A 17197-nucleotide genomic window follows, 5' to 3' on the forward strand; every position below is an offset into this window, starting at 1 on the left:
GCCGCCGCCCGGCCGCCGCCGCCGCCCGCGGCCGCGTTCGCGCCCAGCGACACGGTTCGCGTGCCGCCACCCGCGGACTGTCGCCCAGTGCGAAACCGGCGGCGGGCGAGCGGCGGCCGGCGGGCATGCCCGGCCCGGCCCCGCCGGGCAGATCACGAACCGGCCGCACTTTCCGCGCATGTCTTGACACCGTTTAATCCATACGGTGGACTAACTGCGCAACGCGGGCAACGGAGTCCGCGACCTTCACCCGTGCAAAGGAGCACCGATGAAACGCACCCGCATCATCGCCGGACTCGCAGCCGTGGCAGTCGCCGCAGTGGGTCTCGCTGGCTGCTCGAGCTCGGGGTCCGCCTCGAGTGACACCATCAAGATCGCGTACCAGAAGTACGGTGCCTTCCAGCAGCTCGACGCCCAGATGAAGGTCGTCAAGAAGGAGTACGAGAAGGACAACCCGGGCAAGACGGTCACGCTCGTCCCGATCCAGGCCCAGGGCAACGACTACTACACGAAGCTCGCGCTGATGAACAAGGCGCCCGCCACCGCCCCCGACGTCATGTACGAGGACACGTTCCTCGTCAAGGCCGACGCCCAGGCCGGGTACCTCCTGCCGCTGGACGAGTACACGGCGAAGTGGAAGGACTGGAGCCAGTTCTACGACAACGCCAAGCAGGCCGGTGAAGGCGTGGACGGCAAGACCTACGGCGTCCCGATGGGCACCGACACCCGCGCTCTCTGGTACAACAAGGACATCTTCAAGAAGGTCGGCCTGCCCGTTCCGTGGCAGCCCAAGACCTGGGACGACGTGCTCGCCGCCGCGAAGACCATCAAGCAGAAGTCGCCGGACACCATCCCGTTCAACATCTACTCGGGCAAGGCGCAGGGCGAAGCGTCCACCATGCAGGGCTTCGAGATGCTGCTGTACGGCGCGGACGGCTCCGGCAACACGCTCTACAAGGACAAGAAGTGGGTCACGGGCTCGAAGCAGTTCCAGGACTCGCTGCAGTTCGTGAAGGACGTCTACCAGGGCGGCCTCGGCCCGACACCACAGCAGGCGCTCGACCCCAACGTCGGCACCACCATTGCGCAGACGTGGCTGCCGAAGGGCAAGCTCGCGATCGACCTGGACGGCTCGTGGCAGTCCGGCACGTGGCTGAAGTCCGGCACCGCGCCGTGGTCCGAGTGGAACGACGTGATGGGCCAGGCCGCGATGCCGACCCAGAACGGTCAGGAGCCCGGCTACAACAGCATGTCCGGTGGCTGGACCCTGGCGGTCGGCGCCAAGACGAAGAACCCGCAGGCGGCGTTCGACTTCATCACGACCTTCCTCAACAAGGACGGTTCGCTGAAGTACGACTCCGAGAACAGCCAGATCGCAGTCCGCAAGGACGTCGCCGAGGACCCGGAGTACACCGGCGCCAACCCGACGTTCAAGTTCTTCTCGGGCCTGGTGGAGCACACGAACTTCCGCCCCGCCACGAGTGACTACTCGCAGATCTCGAACGCGATCCAGGTCGCCATGGAGTCGGTGATGACCGGACAGCAGTCACCGAAGGAAGCCGCTGCCGCCTACGACGACGCCGTGGTCGGTGTGGTCGGCAAGGAGCACACGGTCGCCGCGCGCTGACGCGACCGTGTCCTGACCCGACCGACCGTCGGACGGGAGGCGCGGTGCCAGCCCGCACCGCGCCTCCCGTCCCGTCCCCACTCATCACCGTGAGCTGTTCTGGAAGGCACCCAGCATGACCAGCACTCCCCTCGCGCCGGTGGTCCCGGCGCCCGGCGCGCCGAGACGCACCGACCCACCCGTCCCGCGGAAGCGCAAGCCGCTCCGCAACGTCGGCCGAGCGGTCCCGCTCCTGCCGGCACTCGTCCTGCTCGTGATCTTCCTGCTCGGCCCCGTCATCTCGTCGTTCTACGGGTCGTTCACGAACTCGGCCTTGACCGGTGCCGGCGCTGCCGACCAGCAGTTCGTCGGCATGAAGAACTACGTCGAGCTGTTCCAGGACAAGGACTTCCCGAAGTCCGTCATCCTGACCGTGGTGTTCCTGCTGGCCTCGGCGGTCGTCGGGCAGAACGTGCTCGGACTCGGCCTGGCGCTGCTGATGCGAGCGGCGAACAAGGTCGTCCGCTCGATCGTCGGCACCTTCGTCGTCGCGGCCTGGGTCCTGCCCGAGATCGTGGCGTCGTTCGCGGCGTACGCGTTCTTCAACGACGAGGGGACGCTGAACTCGTTCCTGTCGGTGTTCGGCATCACCGGTGCGAACTGGCTCTACACGTTCCCGATGGTCGCGATCATCCTGGCGAACATCTGGCGCGGCACCGCGTTCTCGATGCTCGTGTACTCCGCCGCCGTGCAGGAGGTCCCCGAGGAGATCACCGAGTCGGCCGAGGTGGACGGCGCCACCGGATGGCAGCGACTCGTCTTCATCACGCTGCCGGTGATCCGCCGGAGCATCTCCACGAACCTCATGCTGACGACCCTGCAGACGCTGTCCGTCTTCACCCTCATCTTCGTGATGACCGGTGGCGGGCCGGGCACCAACTCGTCGACCCTGCCGATCCTGGCGTACCAGGAGGCGTTCAAGTTCTCGCAGCTCGGCTTCGGGACGGCGATCGCGACCATCCTGCTCGTGGTGGGGGCGGTCTTCTCGATCATCTACATCCGCGCGCTCAAGCCGGAGGTGGACTGATGGCCATCACAGCCCCGTCCCTCGACCAGACCACGACCCGCTCGGTGATCGCGCCGGGGTCGCTGCACATGACCTCGCCGCGTGGCCGGACCATGCGGTGGGTGGCGAACACCGTGCTGCTCGTCATCGCGGTCTGCTTCGCGGTGCCGCTGCTCTGGCTCGTGTTCGCCTCGTTCGACGCCCAGGCGTCGCTGTCGGTGAAGCTGCCGTCGCAGTTCACGCTCGACAACTTCACCAAGGTGCTCACCCCGGAGCTGTCGTTCATCCCGCTCGCGAACAGCCTGCTGCTCTCCGGCGGGACGGCGGTCGTCACGGTGGTCGTCGCGATCCTCGCCGCGTACCCGCTGTCCCGGTACAAGATGCGCGTCAACAAGCCGTTCCTGTACAGCATCCTGTTCGGCACCGGCCTGCCGATCACCGCGATGATGGTGCCGGTCTACGCGCTGTTCGTGTCGCTGAACCTCATCGACAACATCTACGGCTGCATCTTCTTCCTCGCCGCGACCAGCCTGCCGATGGCGATCTGGATGGCGAAGAACTTCATGGACGCGGTCCCGATCTCCCTCGAGGAAGCGGCCTGGACCGACGGGGCGTCGATGTTCACGACGCTGTGGCGGATCGTCATCCCGCTGATGCGACCGGGCATCGCCGTGGTGTTCATCTTCGTGTTCATCCAGGCGTGGGGGAACTTCTTCGTCCCCTTCGTCCTGCTGCTCTCGCCCGACAAGGTGCCCGCCGCGGTGAGCATCTTCAACTTCTTCGGACAGAACGGGGCTGTGGCCTACGGGCAGCTCGCCGCGTTCTCGATCGTCTACTCGGTGCCCGTCATCGCGCTCTACGTGCTGGTGTCCCGCGGCCTCGGCGGCGGCAACGCCCTGGCCGGCGGCATCAAGGGCTGACGGTCCGCACCCCCATCCACGCCACGCGCGCGGGCGCAGCGCCGCGCACGCGCACTGAAAGGAACCGCTCCATGCACCAGGACGAACCCCTCGTCGAGGCCCGGATCGCACGACTCGTGCGGGACCGCGTCGACCCGAACGTCCACCGCCGCGCCTCGCCGGTCACGGTCGAGGCCTGGCAGGTCCCCGACGAACCCGTGCCCTTCGCCGACGCCGTCACCCAGCAGTACGAACCGTTCACCGTCGGCTCCCCGTGGGGCGGCCGGCCGTGGGGCACAACGTGGTTCAAGGTCACCGGCACCGTCCCCGCCGACTTCGGCACCGCTCCGGGCACCACCGCCGAGCTGCACGTCGACCTCGGCTTCACCAAGCGGCAGGCCGGGTTCCAGGCCGAAGGGCTCGCCTGGCGTCCGGACGGTTCCACGATCAAGGCCATCGAGCCGCTCAACGACAGCGTCCCGCTGCAGGTCGGCCCGGGGGAGTCGTTCACGCTCTACATCGAGGCCGGCGCGAACCCCGACATCGGCGGCGACTCGTTCCAGGGCGCCACCCCGCTCGGATCGAAGCACACCGCCGGCGACGCCCCGATCTACCGGCTCCGCGCCCTGGAGGTCGTCGAGCGCGACGACACCGTCTGGGAACTGCAGCAGGACCTCTGGGTGCTCCGCGGCCTGATGGCGGAACTGCCGACCGACGGCACCCGCGGCGCCGACGTCCTCCGCGTGCTCGAACGGGCCGCCGACGCGCTCGACCCGGACGACGTGGCCGGCACCGCCGCCGACGCCCGGGCCGTCCTGGCCGGCGCGCTCGCCGTCCCCGCCAGCGGGTCGGCGCACCGGGCGATCGCGGTCGGGCACGCGCACATCGACTCCGCCTGGCTGTGGCCGGTGCGCGAGACGAAGCGCAAGTGCGCCCGCACCTTCTCGAACGTGCTCGACCTGATGGACCGCGACCCCGACTTCACCTTCGCCTGCTCGTCCGCGCAGCAGTACGCCTGGATCCGCGACGAGTACCCGGAGGTGTTCGGCCGCATCAAGCAGCGCGTCGCCGAGGGCCGGTGGATCCCGGTCGGCGGCATGTGGGTCGAGTCGGACACGAACCTGCCCGGTGGTGAGGCCCTGGCCCGCCAGTTCGTCGCCGGCAAGCGGTTCTTCCTGGAGGAGTTCGGCGTCGACACCCCCGAGGCCTGGCTCCCCGACTCGTTCGGCTACACCGGCGCCCTGCCGCAGATCGTCCGGGCCGCGGGCTCGAAGTGGTTCGTCACGCAGAAGCCGTCGTGGAACGAGACGAACGTCATCCCGCACACCTCGTTCCTGTGGGAGGGCATCGACGGCTCGCGGGTCCTCACCCACCTGCCCCCGGCGGACACCTACAACTCGGACGTCTCGCCCGCCGACCTGCACCGCGGCGAGCGGAACAACAAGGAGCGCGGCGTCGCGAACACCTCGATGCTGCTCTACGGTTTCGGCGACGGCGGTGGCGGCCCCACCCGCGAGATGGTCGCGGCCGCCCGCCGGCAGCATGACCTGGACGGCTCCCCGCGGGTCGAGCTCGGCACCCCGGCCGAGGTGTTCGAGGAGCTCGAGCGCGCCCTGCCCACCCCCGGCGTGTGGTCCGGCGAGATGTACCTCGAGTTCCACCGCGGCACGTACACGTCGCAGATCCGCACGAAGCAGGGCAACCGCCGCTCCGAGCACCTGCTCCGCGAGGCCGAGCTCTGGGCCGCCACCGCAGCCGTCCGGCTCGGTCAGGAGTACCCGTACGACGCACTCGAGTCCGCCTGGCACACCGTGCTGCTGCAGCAGTTCCACGACATCCTGCCCGGCTCGTCGATCGCGTGGGTCTACGAGAACGCCGAGGCCGAGTACGCCCGGGTCGCCGGGGTCCTCGAGGAGCTGATCGGCACCGCGACGACCACGCTCGCCACCGGTGGTCCGGCCTCCGACACCGCCGACCGGCCGGGAGGCACGCCCTCCGCCGCCACGCACGTCCGGTTCAACGCGTCCCCGGTCCCCGCCGACGGCGTCCGCGCGCTGGGTGCCGAACCGGTCGACGCGGCGCGACCCGTGCCTCCCGTCCGGGACGGCGACCGCTTCGTCTTCGACACCGGCGCCGTCACGGCGATCGTCGACGCGGCCGGGCACGTCGTCTCGCTCGTCGACCACGCGACCGGCCGTGACGCCGTCGCGCCGGGGGAGGCCGCCGCCGAGTACACCGTGTTCCGGGACACCCCGAACCAGTGGGAGGCGTGGGACATCGACCGCGCCTACCAGCGGCACGGGTCGGTGCTGCAGGCGACGAGCGTCACCGTCGAGGGGGACGCGCTCGTCGTGGTCCGCCCGTTCGGCCGCTCCACCGTCACCACCCGGTACACCGCGACCCAGGGGCAGCCGGAGATCGTCGTCGAGACCGAGGCCGACTGGCACGAGCAGCAGAAGCTCCTGAAGCTGTCGTTCCCGCTCGACCTCAAGGCCGACCAGGCCTCGAGCGAGATCCAGTTCGGGCACATCGACCGGCCGACGCACCAGAACACCTCGTGGGACTTCGCCCGCTTCGAGACGAGCGCCCACCGCTGGGTGCACGTCGCCGAACCCGGGTTCGGTGTCGCCGTCGCGAACGACTCCACCTACGGCCACGACGTCACCCGGCGGACCCGCGCCGACGGCGGGACCACGACGCAGGTGCGGGAGTCGCTGGTGCGCGGGCCGAAGTTCCCCGACCCCGAGGCCGACCAGGGCCACCACGTGTTCCGGACCGTGCTGCGGGTCGGCGCCTCGGTGCTCGACGCGGCGGACTCCGGGTACCGGCTCAACCTGCCGGTCCGTGCCGTGCCGGGGGACAGCGTCGTGGAGCCGCTCGTGACGGTGTCGTCGCCGCAGGTGTTCGTCGAGGCCGTGAAGCTCGCCGAGGACCGCTCCGGCGACGTCGTCGTCCGGTTCTACGAGGCACTCGGCGGTCGGGCGACCGACGTCGGCGTCGACTTCGGGTTCGCCGTCGCCGGGGTGACCCGGGTCGACCTGCTCGAACGCCCGCTGGACGGGGCCGGCCCCTGGGGCGACGGCACGCCCGTGGTCCTGACCATGCGGCCCTTCGAGCTCGTCACCCTGCGGGTCCGGCGAGCCTGAGGCGGACGCGAGACCGCGGCGTCGGACGGGGCTCTGGGTGCACCCGTCCGGCGCCGCTCGTGCGCCCCGGCCCGTCGGGGTCGGGGTCTGATCGTGTCCCCGAGAAGGGGGACATCATGCCACTCCTTCTGTGCGCCGGAGTCCTGCAGCCTGGGAATGTGTCCGAACGGCACCGCGCTTTCCGGCTTCTTCCCCGATCAGGGCCGATCACGCGCATACTGCGGACACGGAGATCATGCGCGCGTCGTCGACGGTCGCACTGTGTTTCTCCCTCAACCAGTCAGGTTCCGCAATGGCCACCTCCCCGCTCGTCCGCAGAGTCATGACGGGCGGTGCCGCGCTCGGCCTCGCAGCGTCGCTCGTCCTCATGGCGTCGTCCGGCGCCTCCGCCGCCACCGAGATCGACGGGCCCGTGAAGCTCGGGACCGCGGCGACCTACGGTGTGCTCGGCGGCAGTGCCGTCACCAACACCGGCCCGACCGTCGTCAACGGTGACCTCGGCGTGTACCCGGGGACCTCGATCACCGGGTTCGGAGCGGCACCGAACGGCGTCGTCAACGGCACCACCCGCACCCGGACCGAGGCGGCGCAGGCGCAGCAGGACGCCCTGGTCGCGTACAACACCGCCGCGGCGCTGCAGCCGAACGGTGTCGACGTCACCGACCTCGACAACCGCGCACCGCTCGTGCCGGGTGTCTACTCCGGTGGCGCGCTGAACCTGTCGGACAACAACACCCTCACCCTGAACGGCAACGCGCAGTCGACCTGGGTGTTCCAGGCGGCCTCGTCGCTGACGATCGGGAGCGGCACCCAGATCCTGATCACCGGTGGCGCGAGCTCGTGCAACGTCTTCTGGCAGGTCGGCAGTTCCGCGACCATCCAGACCTCGTCGCAGTTCCAGGGCACCGTCCTCGCGAACACCTCCGTGACGGCTGCCACCGGAGCGACCGTCCAGGGACGGCTGCTCGCGCTGAACGGCGCCGTGACGCTCGACACGAACACGATCACCCCGGCGCAGACCTGCCCGCCGCCCACCACCCCCACGCCGGCCGTTGCGCCGACGATCACGTCCGGGACGCCGACGGCCGCGACCACGGGTCAGCCCTACAGCTACACCGTGACCGCCACCGGCACGCCGACCCCGACCTACACCGCCACGGGTCTGCCGGCCGGCCTGACGATCAACAGCACCACCGGCGTCATCTCCGGCACCCCGACCGCCCCGGGTTCCTCGACCGTGACGATCACCGCCTCGAACGGCACCGGACCTGCTGACACCCAGGTCGTCACCGTCCGCGTCGTGACGCCCACGCCGACGCCGACGCCGACACCGACCCCCACCCCGACGCCGACCACTCCGGCACCGACGCCCACCACGCCGACACCGACGGCCACCACGCCGGCCGTGACGACCCCGACCGGCAGCCCGACCGGCGGCGCCGGCACCGGCAACGGGCGGACCCCGACCGGGACGCTGGCCTTCACCGGCAGTGACCCGACCGTCCCGCTGAGCATCGCCGGGGTGCTGCTGGCCGCGGGCATCGGCCTGACCGTCGTCGCCCGACGTCGTCGCGCAGCGCGGGTCTGACTCCGAGCCGCACCACTCGCACACCACACCACACGGCACCGCTCGTCTCCGGACGGGCGGTGCCGTGCTGTGTGCCCCGGGCCCGTGATGGTGGCGCTGGGCGCTGGGCGCTGGGCGCTGGGCCGTGGTCGCGAGTGACGGCGGGTCGACGCCCGCCCGTGAACCGGTCCAGCGCCTCCCGGCTAGCGTCGCGGCCATGGCCGTCACCGAGATCTGGCTCGTCCGTCACGGCGAGTCCACCGCGAACGTCGCAGCAGCCCGTGCGCACGCCGCCGGGGCCGACGTCATCGAGGTCGACCACCGCGACGCCGACGTCCCGCTGAGCCCCCTCGGCGAGGAGCAGTCGCGGGCACTGGGCGCCGAACTCGCCGAGCGCGGAGTCGACGACGTCCCCGTCGTGCTGTGGGTCTCGCCCTACCGCCGCGCGCAGCAGACGATCAGCATCGCGCTCGAGGCCGGCGGGCTCACCGAACCCCCGCGTCGGGTCGACGAGCGCCTGCGCGACCGGGAACTCGGCGTCCTCGACCGGCTCACCCGCAGCGGGTCGGCCAACCTGCACCCCGACGAGGAGCAGCGCCGGCAGTGGCTCGGCAAGTACTACCACCGGCCCGCCGGCGGGGAGTCCTGGGTCGACGTGATGCTCCGGCTGCGCACCCTGTTCGCCGACGTCGACCGCATCCAGGACGCCGACCGTCTGGTGATCGCCGCCCACGACGCGGTCGTGATGCTGGCCATGGCCGTGTGCCTGGACCTCGACGAGCCCGAGCTGATGGCCTTCGCCGAGGACCACACCGTCGCCAACGCGTCCCTGACCCGACTCCGACGCGACACCCTCGGCGGTCCGTGGACGCTCGAGGAGTTCTCGGGCACCGGACACCTCGACGAGGACCCGGACGCCGCCGTCACGAACACGAAGGCCGGAAGGACGACGCCCGTGTCTGAGCCGATCCCCGTCACCCCGAACCTGCTCCGCGGGTGGGCGTTGCCCGAGGTCGGCGGCAGCAAGTACGGCCGCGGTCAGGTGCTCGTCGTCGGCGGCGCCGCGAAGACCCCGGGGGCTGCGATGCTCTCGGCGACCGCAGCCCTCCGTGTCGGCGGTGGGCGTCTGACCCTCGCCGTCGCCGAGAGCGTCGCCCTGCACGTCGCGGTCGCCCTGCCCGAATCCGGGGTGCAGCCGCTCCCCGAGGACGACGGCGGGCACGTGGCCGTCGGCGCGATCCAGGGCCTGGCGGACGACCTCGGATCGGCGGACGCGGTGCTCGTCGGGCCCGGGCTCGACGAACCCGACGGCAGCCGCGACCTCGTCGCCGGACTCGCCTCGGCGGTGGGCGACGAGACGGTCGTCGTGCTCGACGCCTTCGCGCTCGGCGTCGCCGCCGACCTGGTCGACGAACTCGCTCCGTTGCGTGGCCGACTCGTGATGACGCCGAACTCCGGCGAGGCCGAACGACTGCTCGGCCGCGACAGCTCCGACGACCACACCGACGCAGCGGAGATCGCCGAGCGCTACGGCGCCGTCGTGTCCCTCGGCGGGGTCGTCGCCGCCCCGGACGGCCGCTCGTGGGCGAAGGGCACCGGTGCCGGCGGCCTCGGCACCAGCGGCAGCGGGGACGTCCTCTCCGGCGCGATCACCGGGCTGCTCGCCCGCGGGGCCGACGTCGCGCAGGCGACCGTCTGGGCGACCCAGGTGCATGCCGCCGCGGGGGACCGGCTGGCGGTGCAGGTCGGGCCGATGGGGTACCTGGCGAGCGAGCTGCTCGGCGAGATCCCGCGCGTCCTGGTCGAGTTCGGCGCCTGACCCGCGCGAGACCCCTCACCCGCGGAGCGACTCGACCGCCTTCTCGACCCGCCGCGCGCGCGTCTCCGGTGCCTTCCCCTGCGCCACCGGGTCGACCAGTGCCCGCTGCGGCGACCCGCGCCTGCAGGACGGTCGTCGTGAACTCCCTGCGGGCCTCCCGGCTGCTCGACCATGCGACGGGCCCCGATGACCCGGCTGTGTGTCACCTGGCGGAACCGTACAGGCGCACGCGCTGTTCTGCCACCGTTCACCGTTCCAGCACGGACCGGAAACCGGCCGCGTCCACGATCGTCCCGACCGGCGCTCTCAGCCGGACCGGCCCGACGGGTCGGACCCGAACTCGGAAGGCACCCCCGTGCAGTACAAGCGCACCCTCACCGGACTGGCCCTCGCCGCAGCGGCCGTCGTCACCCTCGCCGGCTGCTCGGCCACGAGCTCCGCCTCGACGAGCAGCAGCGACGCGAACTGGAAGACCGCCACCAGCGCCCAGGGCGCTGGTGGCATGGACGCCCTGGTGAAGGCCGCCAAGGCGGAGGGGCAGCTCAACGTCATCGCGCTGCCGCCGACCTGGGCGAACTACGGCAAGATCATCGACGGCTTCACGAAGAAGTACGGCATCAAGATCAACAGCGCGAACCCGAACGGGTCGAGCGCCGACGAGGTCGCCGCCGTGAAGTCGCAGAAGGGCCAGTCGACGGCGCCGGACGTGCTCGACCTCGGCAACGCGGTGCTGCAGCAGAACCTCGGCCTGCTGACGGACTACAAGGTCGCGAACTGGAGCGACATCCCCACGGACCTCAAGGACAAGGACGGAGCCTGGACCCGTGACTACACGGGCCTGATGTCGATCGGGTACGACTCGTCGAAGATCACGGACGCCCCCAAGGACCTGAGCGACCTACTCGGCTCCGAGTACAAGGGCAAGGTCTCGATCGCCGGTGACCCCACCCAGGCGAACCAGGCCGCCAGCGCCGTCTACCTCGCGGCGCTCGAGAACGGCGGCTCGGCCGACGACATCACGAAGGGCGTCGACTTCTTCGGCAAGCTCAAGCAGGCCGGCAACTTCCAGAACGTGCTGCCGTCGCAGGCCACCGTCGCCTCGGGTGAGACCCCCGTCGTCGTCCAGTGGTCCTACAACAACCTGGCCTGGGGCCCGGCAGCCGGCGCCAGTGGCAACAAGAACTGGAAGACCGTCGTCCCCGAGGGGCAGGCGCTCAGCTCGTACTACTCGCAGGCGATCAACAAGGACGCGCCGCACCCCGCGGCCGCCCGCCTGTGGCAGGAGTACATCGCCAGCCCGGAGGCCCAGAACCTGTACCTGCAGGCCGGCGCGTTCCCGTCGACCCTCGCCGCGCTCCAGAAGTCGGGCAAGGTCGACGAGGACGCCCTGCAGGCCGCCGGCGGCGCTCCGAAGGACTCCGTCGAGCTGACCGACGCCCAGGTGACCGCGGCCGCGAAGGTCCTGGCGGCCAAGTGGTCGTCGACGATGGGCTCCTGAGCAGCATGACCACCGCATCGGCCCCCGGGGTCCCGGCCGCCACGCTCGTCACGAGCGAGCAGGCGACCGCAGCCCGCGCGGGAACGCCCGCCGATGCCACCGCCCGCCGCGGCGCCGGACCCCGTGTCCGGCGCCGCGGCGGCATCGCGTGGCTCGGCCTCACCCCCTTCGCGGCGTACGTGCTGCTCTTCCTCGCCGTCCCGGCGGTCATCGCGGTCGGGTCCGGGTTCTTCGACGCGTCGGGCCACCCGACGCTCGCGAACCTCGCCGCGCTGGGCGACCCCAGCGTGTTGCGGGCCTTCGGCGGCTCGTTCGGGCTGTCCGCGGCCTCCGCCGTGATCGGCGCCGTGGTCGGTGCGCTCGTCTGCTGGGCGCTCGCCGCACTCCGACCGGACGGCATCGTCCGGTCGATGATCGACTCCGCCGCCAGCGTGCTGGCCCAGTTCGGCGGCGTGATGCTCGCGTTCGCGTTCATCGCCACGATCGGCACCCAGGGACTCGTCACGGCATGGCTCGTGTCCACGTTCCACTGGGACCTCAACGCCGACGGTGCCTTCCTGTACACGGTGCCCGGCCTGGTGATCCCGTACGTCTACTTCCAGGTACCGCTGATGGTCCTCACGTTCATGCCCGCACTGGAGGGCGTCAAGACGCAGTGGGGCGAGGCCGCCGCCACGCTCGGCGCGTCACGCCTCACCTACTGGCGCCGCGTGGCCCTGCCCGTGCTCGCCCCGGCGTTCTGTGGCTCGCTGCTGCTGTTGTTCGCGAACGGGTTCTCCTCGTTCGCGACCGCCGCGGCGCTCATCTCGCAGGGCGGCATCGTCCCGCTGACCATCCGCGCGCAGCTGACGAGCGAGACGATCATCGGCCTGCAGAACGTCGCCGGCGTCCTGGCCCTCGGCATGGTCGTCGTGATGGCGGTCGTGATGACGGCGTACTCGCTGCTGCAGCGTCGTGCGGCCCGGTGGCAGCGGTGAGCGCGGGAGCGCCGGCCCATCCGGCAGGTCCGGCCCGTTCCGCACGCCCGTCCCGTCCCGCCCGGACGGGAGGCCCGGCCCGCGTCCCGCGGTTCGGCACGGCCCCGTCACGGGGCACGGCCGCGGTCGTCCTGGTCGTCGTCGGACTGGTCTTCGCGGCGCCGCTGGTCGCGCTGCTGCAGTTCACCTTCCGTCAGGGCACCGACGGCAGCCTGACCACGGCGCACTACACGGCCCTCGCCGACCCGGCGAACGCGGGCACCTACCAGCCGGTCTTCGACGGCCTCGGCGCCTCGCTCCTGATCGCGGTCATCGCCGTCGCGATCGTCCTGCTCGTGCTGCTGCCCGCCCAGGTCATCACCGCCCTGCACCACCCGCGACTCCGACGCATCCTGGAGTTCGTCTGCCTGGTCCCGATCACGGTGCCGGTCGTCGTGCTCGTCGTCGGCTTCGTGCCCGTCTACCAGGTCGTCGCCCAGGTGTTCGGGTCCGGTGCGTGGACGCTGTCCTTCGCCATCGGCATCATCGCGCTGCCGTTCGCCTTCCGTCCGATCTCCGCCGCGATCACCGCGATGGACCTCATCACGCTGACCGAGGCCGCCCGGTCGCTCGGCGCCTCGTGGTGGACGGTGACCTGGCGGGTGCTCCTGCCGAACCTGCGGCGAGGCATCCTCGCCGCGTGCTTCCTCACGATCACGGTCGTCCTGGGCGAGTACACCCTGGCGTCGTTCCTCTCCCGCACCACCTTCCAGACCGCACTGCTGCTCGTGCAGGGCACCGACCCGTACGTCGCCGCGATCTTCTCGCTCGGCGCCCTGGTGTTCGGCTTCCTGCTGCTCGTCGCCATCGGCCGGATCGGGCAGCGCCGCACGCGCGTCCGTCGTCCCCACCCCAAGGACCCCGCATGACCACCACCGCACCCGCCGCCCCCGCGTCCCTGTCCGGCACCGGCGCCGTCGTCGAGCTCGACGCCGTCGAGAAGCGCTACGGCACCCACCGGGCACTCGCGGGGCTGTCCCTCCGCGTCGAGCCGGGCGAGTTCCTGTCGCTCCTCGGACCCTCCGGCTGCGGCAAGACGACCGCACTCCGGGCGCTCGCCGGGCTCGAGGCGATCGACGCCGGCGCCATCCGCATCGACGGCGAGGACGTGGCCAACACCCCCGCGAACAAGCGCGACATGGGGATGGTCTTCCAGCAGTACTCGCTGTTCCCGCACATGACGGTGCGGCAGAACGTGGCGTTCGGGCTCGAGATGCGCAAGGTGCCGTCGTCCGAGCGGAAGTCCCGGGTCGTCGACGCACTCGACATGGTGCACCTCGCCGACTTCGCCGACCGGTTCCCGCACCAGCTCTCCGGCGGCCAGCAGCAGCGTGTGGCACTCGCCCGCGCGCTCGTCACCCGCCCCCGCGTGCTGCTCCTCGACGAGCCGCTCTCCGCCCTCGACGCCAAGGTGCGGGTGTCCCTCCGCGAGGAGATCCGCCGCATCCAGAGCGACCTCGGCATCACGACGGTGTTCGTCACACACGACCAGGAGGAGGCGCTCGCCGTCTCCGACCGGATCGCGGTGATGAACGCCGGCGACATCGAGCAGATCGGCACGCCCGAGGAGCTCTACCGCTCGCCGTCGTCGGCGTTCACGGCGGACTTCGTCGGCCAGTCGAACCGGCTCGGCGGGGACCTGCGCGGCGGCGACGTGTTCGTCTACGGCTTCCGGGTGCCCGCGCTCGACCTGACCGTGGCAGACGGCCCGGTGCTGGCGTACGTCCGACCGGAGGACATCGCGTTCGCTGCCGAGGGCGTCACCGGACGGGTCGTCTCGTCGAGCTTCCTCGGGTCGATCCGGCGCACCACCGTCCGGCTCGACGACGACACCATCGTCACGGTCCAGCACGAGGTCGGCGACCGACGTGTGTCCGGCGACCCCGTCGCGGTCCGGTTGCTCGGCGCCCCGGTCGCGGTGGCACCCGTCTCCTGACGTTTCCGTCTCCTGACCGCAGGGGGCGGGGCGGACGCGGGTCGGGCCTCCCGTCCGGTCAGCGCTCGAAGCGCGCCGCGACCTCGTCCGCCAGGGCCGCGTCGACCCGTCGGCGCATGTTCTCCGGCATGTCCGGGAGGCTCGTGACCGGTGCCCAGAACGCCTCGGTGTTCTCGCCGTCGGCCGGGTACGGGTCCCCGGAGACCCAGCGGCAGGCGAAGACGAGGTCCATGTACTGGGCGCGGTCGCCGTTCGGGTAGGTCATCGGCTCCAGCGTCTGCACCCAGGCCAGGCGTTCGGCGACAGCGACGACGTCGGCCTCCTCGAGGACCTCGCGCTCGGCGGCGACGGCGGCTTCCTCGCCCGGGTCGACGATGCCGGTGACCGGGGTCAGCGCGCCGTTGTCGGCACGGCGGACGACGAGGAGCTCGCGGTCGTCGCCCTCGCCGCGGGTGACGACCGCGGTGACGCCGGTCAGCCAGAGCAGCTCGGTGCCGACCTTCTCGCGCAGGGACAGGACGAAGTCGGGGGTGGGCATGCCGCCACGCTACCGGGCTCGGCCGACGGGTCGGCCCCCTGTCGTCGACTGGTCATGACCAGTAGACTGCGCTCGTGGAGATCATCATCCTGCCCACTCCGGCGGAGGTCGGTCGCGTCGCCGCGGCCAAGATCGCGTCGGTCGTCACGGAGAAGCCGTCCGCGGTCGTCGGACTCGCCACGGGGTCGAGCCCCGAGGGCATCTACGCCGACCTGCGTCGTCGCGTCGAGGCCGGCGAGCTGTCGTTCGCGCAGGCCCGCGGGTTCGCGCTCGACGAGTACGTCGGCATCCCGCTCGAGCACCCGGAGTCGTACGCCAGCGTCATCGCCCGCGACGTCGTCGGACCGCTCGGCTTCGACCCCAGCCGGGTCCGCGTGCCGGACGGGCGCGCCGGGGACCTGGCGTTCGCCGCGAAGGAGTACGACGCCGCGATCCGTGCCGCCGGCGGGGTCGACGTGCAGATCCTCGGCATCGGCGCGAACGGGCACATCGGGTTCAACGAGCCGACGTCCTCGTTCGCGTCCCGCACCCGCATCAAGACCCTGGCACCGTCCACGCGAGAGGCGAACGCCCGCTTCTTCGACTCGCCCGACCAGGTGCCGACGCACTGCATGACGCAGGGGCTCGGCACGATCCTCGAGGCCCGCGAGCTCGTCCTCGTCGCGCAGGGCTCGGCGAAGGCGGACGCGATCGCCGCCGCGGTCGAGGGGCCGCTGTCGTCCTTCGTGCCCGGATCGGCGCTGCAGCTGCACGAGCACGCCACGGTCGTCGTCGACGAGGAAGCGGCCGCGGGCCTCCGTCTCGCTGACTACTACCGCTACACGTACGCCAACAAGCCGACCTGGCAGCGCTTCGAGTAGGGGTCAGACGGCGGCGGCCAGGCGGGACAGGCCCTCGCGGAGGGTCTCCTCGGAGCAGCCGAAGTTGAGCCGGGCGTGGCCGATGCCCTGGCGCCCGAAGTCCCGGCCGTTCGACAGCGCCACCTTCGCCTCGTCGACCAGCCGGAGCGCCGGGTCCTCGCCCCACGGCAGGGCCCGGAGGTCGAGCCACGCCAGGTACGACGCCTGCGGCTGCCGGTACCCCGCCCCGGGCAGCGCCGCGCCGAGCTCCTCGGCCAGGATCCGCCGGTTCGTGGCCAGCTCGGCGAGCAGGGACGCCAACCAGGGCCCGCCCTCCGAGAACGCGGCGACGCTCGCGGTGTAGCCGAGGATCCCGGTGCGCTCGACGACCTCGACCGGCATCCCGTCGAACCACGCCCGAGCCCGGTCCGAGGCGCCGATCATCAGGGCGCACTTCGTCCCGGCCGTGTTCCACGCCTTGCTCGCACTCGTCAGTGCCACCCCGAGGGTCGCCGCCTCCGGGCAGCAGTCGAGGAACGGCGTGAAGGTCGCGTCGGCATGCACGAGCGGCGCGTGGATCTCGTCCGACACCACGACCGCATCCCACTCCGCCGCCAGCCGGGCCAGCGCCACCAGTGACTGCCGGTCGTGCACCAGGCCGAGGGGGTTGTGCGGGTTGCAGAGCAGCACCGTCCGGGCACCCTCGGCGAACGCCCGCCGGACGCCGTCCAGGTCCATCCGCCACCCGGCCGTCGTGTCGTACGGGTCCGCGGTGCCCCCGGGGGCCAGGAGCGGCACCTCGGTCACGGACCCGCCCGCCTCGGTCACGTAGTCCCAGAACGGCGCGTACACGGGCGGCATGATGACGACCTGGTCACCGGGCTCGATCACCCGGCGGAGCGTCTCGACCGCCGCGACCGAGACGTCCGTCGTGGTCCGCACCAGGTCCGGGTCGACCGCCCAGTCCCACCGGTCGGCGGCGAAGTCGGCGAAGGCCTCGGGCAGCGCCCGGCCGTGGCCGACGTAGCCGGTGTCCCCGTCGGTGACCGCGCGCACCAGGGCGTCCCGCACGGGTTCGGCGAGGGCGCAGTCCATCTCCGCGACGAACATCGGCAGCACGTCCGCGCCGTACACGGTGTACTTCTCGCTCGTGCGGGTCCGGCGGGCATCGAACAGCGAGACCATGACGCTCATGCGGGTCATCCTCGCAGTCCGGACGGCCGCCGACCAGGGGCAGCGGCACACCCGACTCGCCGAACGGACCGGG

General features: G+C 71.5%; 14 protein-coding genes. 11 read left to right on the forward strand and 3 right to left on the reverse strand.

The annotated features are described in order from the left end of the window. Nucleotides 1–268 precede the first annotated feature (268 nt). The 6 genes from SOM35_RS14895 to SOM35_RS14920 all read left to right on the forward strand — a co-directional run bounded on the left by SOM35_RS14895 (nt 269) and on the right by SOM35_RS14920 (nt 10103). Nucleotides 269–1627, forward strand: coding sequence for an extracellular solute-binding protein (locus SOM35_RS14895; protein WP_320515998.1), 1359 nt, complete (start codon nt 269–271; stop codon nt 1625–1627). A gap of 115 nt (nt 1628–1742) precedes the next feature. Beyond that, on the forward strand, nt 1743–2693 hold the full coding sequence (locus SOM35_RS14900) for a carbohydrate ABC transporter permease (protein ID WP_111073858.1): 951 nt from the start codon (nt 1743–1745) through the stop codon (nt 2691–2693). Nucleotides 2694–2761: 68 nt separating this feature from the next. Further along, the gene (locus SOM35_RS14905) at nt 2762–3592 is read left to right on the forward strand and encodes a carbohydrate ABC transporter permease (protein WP_166780812.1); all 831 of its coding nucleotides are present in this window, start codon (nt 2762–2764) and stop codon (nt 3590–3592) included. 71 nt (nt 3593–3663) lie between these two features. Continuing rightward, nucleotides 3664–6717, forward strand: coding sequence for an alpha-mannosidase (locus tag SOM35_RS14910; protein WP_320515999.1), 3054 nt, complete (start codon nt 3664–3666; stop codon nt 6715–6717). A gap of 292 nt (nt 6718–7009) precedes the next feature. After that, entirely contained in the window at nt 7010–8305 is a 1296-nt protein-coding gene (locus SOM35_RS14915) for an ice-binding family protein (protein ID WP_320516000.1), read from the forward strand. Between the two features lie 196 nt (nt 8306–8501). Next, nucleotides 8502–10103, forward strand: coding sequence for an NAD(P)H-hydrate dehydratase (locus tag SOM35_RS14920; RefSeq protein WP_320516001.1), 1602 nt, complete (start codon nt 8502–8504; stop codon nt 10101–10103). 15 nt (nt 10104–10118) lie between these two features. Here SOM35_RS14920 and SOM35_RS17360 read toward each other — a convergent pair whose 3' ends face one another. Then, complete coding sequence (locus SOM35_RS17360) at nt 10119–10202, reverse strand: YdeI/OmpD-associated family protein (RefSeq protein WP_341850142.1); 84 nt, start codon at nt 10200–10202, stop codon at nt 10119–10121. A gap of 256 nt (nt 10203–10458) precedes the next feature. Here SOM35_RS17360 and SOM35_RS14925 point away from each other — a divergent pair, with 256 nt between their 5' ends. From SOM35_RS14925 to SOM35_RS14940, 4 genes are read left to right on the forward strand one after another with little or no spacing between them, the layout of a single operon-like run. Then, nucleotides 10459–11601, forward strand: a complete 1143-nt coding sequence (locus SOM35_RS14925) for an ABC transporter substrate-binding protein (RefSeq protein WP_320516002.1) — start codon at nt 10459–10461, stop codon at nt 11599–11601. 5 nt (nt 11602–11606) lie between these two features. Next, nucleotides 11607–12578, forward strand: coding sequence for an ABC transporter permease (locus SOM35_RS14930; RefSeq protein WP_320516003.1), 972 nt, complete (start codon nt 11607–11609; stop codon nt 12576–12578). Next, entirely contained in the window at nt 12575–13486 is a 912-nt protein-coding gene (locus SOM35_RS14935; RefSeq protein WP_320516004.1) for an ABC transporter permease, read from the forward strand. Before SOM35_RS14930 ends, SOM35_RS14935 begins: the two co-directional genes overlap by 4 nt. Continuing rightward, a complete protein-coding gene (locus SOM35_RS14940; RefSeq protein ID WP_320516005.1) occupies nt 13483–14553 on the forward strand; it encodes an ABC transporter ATP-binding protein in 1071 nt (356 codons plus the stop codon). Before SOM35_RS14935 ends, SOM35_RS14940 begins: the two co-directional genes overlap by 4 nt. A 58-nt stretch (nt 14554–14611) precedes the next feature. Here SOM35_RS14940 and SOM35_RS14945 read toward each other — a convergent pair whose 3' ends face one another. Next, entirely contained in the window at nt 14612–15091 is a 480-nt protein-coding gene (locus SOM35_RS14945) for an NUDIX hydrolase (protein WP_320516006.1), read from the reverse strand. A gap of 74 nt (nt 15092–15165) precedes the next feature. On the opposite strand from SOM35_RS14945, the gene nagB reads away from it, so the two are divergent. Continuing rightward, nucleotides 15166–15951, forward strand: a complete 786-nt coding sequence (gene nagB / locus SOM35_RS14950) for a glucosamine-6-phosphate deaminase (protein WP_111073850.1) — start codon at nt 15166–15168, stop codon at nt 15949–15951. Between the two features lie 3 nt (nt 15952–15954). Here nagB and SOM35_RS14955 read toward each other — a convergent pair whose 3' ends face one another. Further along, nucleotides 15955–17124: a MalY/PatB family protein gene (locus tag SOM35_RS14955; protein ID WP_320516007.1), complete on the reverse strand. Its 1170-nt coding sequence runs from the start codon at nt 17122–17124 to the stop codon at nt 15955–15957. Between the last annotated feature and the right edge of the window lie 73 nt (nt 17125–17197).

It is taken from the genome of Curtobacterium sp. CFBP9011 (assembly GCF_034045095.1).
Taxonomy (GTDB): domain Bacteria; phylum Actinomycetota; class Actinomycetes; order Actinomycetales; family Microbacteriaceae; genus Curtobacterium.